General features: G+C 74.5%; 1 protein-coding gene. It reads left to right on the top strand.

The annotated features are described in order from the left end of the window. Positions 1-35 precede the first annotated feature (35 nt). Positions 36-2,682, top strand: a 2,647-nt coding sequence (locus IE178_RS34925) for a SpnB-like Rossmann fold domain-containing protein (RefSeq protein WP_318280425.1), incomplete at its 3' end; no start/stop codon positions are given.

Below are 2,682 nucleotides of genomic sequence, written 5' to 3' on the forward strand. Positions count from 1 at the left end.
CGGTCAACGGACCGGACGCGGTCGTCGTCGCGGGCGTGGAGCCGGAAGTCCTCGCGCTCGCCGACGAGTTCGCAGCCCTTGGGCGCAAGACGCAGCGCCTGGCGGTGAGTCACGCTTTCCACTCGCCGCTGATGGAGCCGATGCTCGACGCGTTCCGCGCCGTCGCGGAAGGGCTGACGTACGCCGAACCGCGCATCCCGGTCGTGTCCAACGTGACCGGTGAGGTCGCGGATCCGGGACTGCTGTGTTTGGCGGAGTACTGGGTGCGTCATGTCCGTGGCACGGTGCGTTTCGCCGACGGTGTGCGGGCGCTGTCCGGTGCCGGAGCGAACGCGTTCCTGGAGCTGGGCCCCGACGGCGTCCTGACCGGGATGGCGGCCCGGGTGCTGGACGGAGCCGCCGACACGGTGTCCGTGCCGGTGCTGCGCAAGGACCGGCCCGAGGAGACCGCGCTGCTCACCGCGCTGGCCCGGCTCCACGTCAACGGCGTGGACGTCGACTGGGCGCCGTGCTTCGAGGGGACCGGTGCGCGCCGGGTGGCGCTGCCGACGTACGCCTTCCACCACGAGCGGTACTGGCCCCGCCCGGCGGCCCACACCGGTGATGTCACGGGCGCCGGGCTCCGCCCCGCCGAGCACCCGCTGCTGGGCGCCGCCACGGCGCTCGCCGCCTCCGAGGGCGTGCTGTTCACCGGGCGTCTTTCGCTCACCACGCACCCCTGGCTGGCGGACCACACCGTCGGCGGGGGCATGGTCCTCTTCCCGGCCACCGGCTTCCTCGAACTGGCCGTGCGCGCCGGTGACGAGGTCGGCTGCGAGTGCGTCGAGGAGTTCACCCTCGCCACGCCGCTGCTGCTGCCCGAGGACGGGGCCGTCGTCGTGCAGGTGTGGGTCGGGGCACCCGACGAGTCCGGCGCACGCAAGGTGAGCCTGTACTCGCGGGCCGCCGACGCGCCGGAGGCGACCTGGACGGAGCACGCGGCCGGCGTGCTCGGCACGGACGCGCGGACCGTCGGCTTCGACGCGAGCGTCTGGCCCCCGCGGAACGCGGTCGCCGCCGACCTGGAAGGCTTCTACGACCGCACCGAGTACGGTCCCGTCTTCCGTACCATCCGCGCCGTGTGGAAGCGCGGTGAGGAGGCGTTCGTCGAGGCCGCGCTCCCGGCGGAGGCGGACGACGCCGGTTACTACGGCATGCACCCGGCGCTGCTGGACGCGGCCGTGCAGTCCGTCGGCTTCGCCGGCCTGGACGACGAGCACAAGCTGCTGCCGTTCCTGTGGGGAGGGGTGTCGCTGCACGCGGGCGGCGCCTCCGTGGTCCGCTTCCGGGTCGCCCGCACGGGTGAGGACTCGGTCTCGATCGCCGCCGTGGACGTCGAGGGCGCGCCCGTCCTGTCGGCCGAGTCGCTGGTGCTGCGGGTCCCCGCCGGGGTGCAGGCGCCCGCCACCCGCCGCACCGAGCTGGACTCGCTGCTCCGCCTGGAGTGGACCGCCGCCCCCGAGACCGCCGCCGATCCGTCGGTCCGCCACGCCACCCTGCCCGCGCTCGGCACCGACGCCGCCGCGGCGGCCCTGGACGGTCTCACCGGCGCCGAGGCCCTGGTGTGCGTCCCCGTGTCCGGCGACGGCCACGGCGACGACGTACCGCGGGCCACGCACACGCTTCTCGCGCACGCCCTGGACCTGGTGCAGGAGTGGCTGCGGCAGGACCGCTTCGAGACGGCCCGGCTGGTGTTCGTCACGCGGGGCGCGATGCGCTCCGGGCACGGCGACCGGGTCGAGGACCTGGCGGCTGCGGCCGTCTGGGGTCTGCTGCGCGCCGCGCACGCCGAGAACCCCACCCGCTTCGCCCTCGTCGACCTGGACGCGGACAGCCGCGTCGAGACCGTGCTGCCGCTGCTGCCGGGGCTCCTGGCGGGCGGCGACGCCCAGTTCGTCGTACGGGACGGGGACGTCCTCGTCGGCCGTCTGGACCGGGTGGTCACCGCTGCCGGACTGCTGCCCCCGGCCCGCGGCCCCTGGCGGCTGGACAGCACCGCCAAGGGCAACCTGGACGCCCTCACCCTCACCGCCTGCCCCGAAGTGCTGCAGGCACCGGAGGGCCGGCAGGTGCGCCTCGAAGTGCGGGCGGCCGGGCTGAACTTCCGCGACGTGCTCAACGCCCTCGGCATGTACCCCGGCGAGGCCGGACTCCTCGGCGCCGAGGCCGTCGGTGCCGTCGCCGAGACCGGCCCCGAGGTCACCGGACTACGGGCCGGCGACCGGGTGATGGGCATGGTGCCCGGCGGCCTGGGCACCGACGTCCTGATCGACGAGCGGTTCCTCGTCCCGGTCCCCGACGGATGGACGGACGAGCAGGCGGCCTCCATGCCGCTGGTCTTCCTGACCGCCTACTACGGCCTGACCGAACTGGCGGGTCTGCGGGCGGGGGAGTCGGTGCTGGTGCACGCCGGTGCGGGCGGTGTCGGCATGGCGGCGGTGCAGCTGGCGCGGCATCTGGGTGCGGAGGTGTTCGCGACCGCGAGTGAGGGCAAGTGGGAGACGCTGCGGGGTCTGGGGCTGGACGACGACCACATCGCGTCGTCTCGTGATCTGGGCTTCGAGGAGAAGTTCCGGGCGGTGACCGGTGGCCGGGGCGTGGACGTCGTACTGAACGCGCTCGCGGGTGAGTTCGTGGACGCGT

Source organism: Streptomyces griseoloalbus (assembly GCA_014650015.1).
GTDB lineage: Bacteria > Actinomycetota > Actinomycetes > Streptomycetales > Streptomycetaceae > Streptomyces > Streptomyces griseoloalbus.